The organism is Gillisia xinjiangensis (genome assembly GCF_046298265.1).
GTDB lineage: Bacteria > Bacteroidota > Bacteroidia > Flavobacteriales > Flavobacteriaceae > Gillisia > Gillisia xinjiangensis.
Genome location: NZ_JBKAHK010000052.1, coordinates 1 through 648 on the forward strand (window position 1 = coordinate 1; position 648 = coordinate 648).

Genomic DNA, 648 nt, shown 5'->3' on the forward strand with positions numbered 1-648 from the left:
CAGACGACGGTTTCCCTGCCGGAGATGCATTGGCGCAAGGAGGCCGGCACCCAAGGCAGCCTCAGCCTCACGGTCGAACTGGACAACGAAGGGCCGCTCGCCTACCGCGACATCGTCATGCAGGCCGGCGATCTGGCGCTGCGCGGCAGCGCGATGCCCGGTGCCGGCGGTGAGGGGCTGGGCGAGATCGCCCTGGAACACGTTTCTTTCGGGCGCAGCAACCTGCAGGACGTCGCCGTCACTCTGAACGATGCGGGCATCGTCGTCAGCATCGGCCAGGGCACACTCGACGCGGAGCCCTTCCTTTCCGGCGATGATAATGAGGCGGACGCCTCCGGCGATGAGCAAGAGACCGTCGCGGAGACCGTTGGCGGCGAGAACGCCGACGTGCCGGAGCCGCGCAGCTTCGAGCCGCTGGAGGTGCTGGCGCCGAACCTGCGCTTGCTTTATTTCGGCGAGGAGCAGCGCCTGGAGCAGGTGAACCTGGAGCTGCGCCGCGGGCGTGCCGGGTGGGAGACGATCCGTCTTTCCGGCAGCATCCCGGAGCAGTACTGGTCACCGCGCCGCGAGGCGGCGGCGGCGGAAAAGCTGTCGCCGGTTTCAGCCGCGGCGGGCGCGGCACAGCCGATTGCCGCCGAGCTGACGCGC

1 protein-coding gene is annotated in these 648 nt (G+C 69.3%); it reads left to right on the top strand.

Features of this window, described 5'->3' with window-relative positions; all coding sequences use genetic code 11:
- A partial coding sequence (locus ACKGJN_RS16410) for a hypothetical protein (RefSeq protein ID WP_409540645.1) occupies positions 1-648 on the top strand: 648 nt, incomplete at both ends.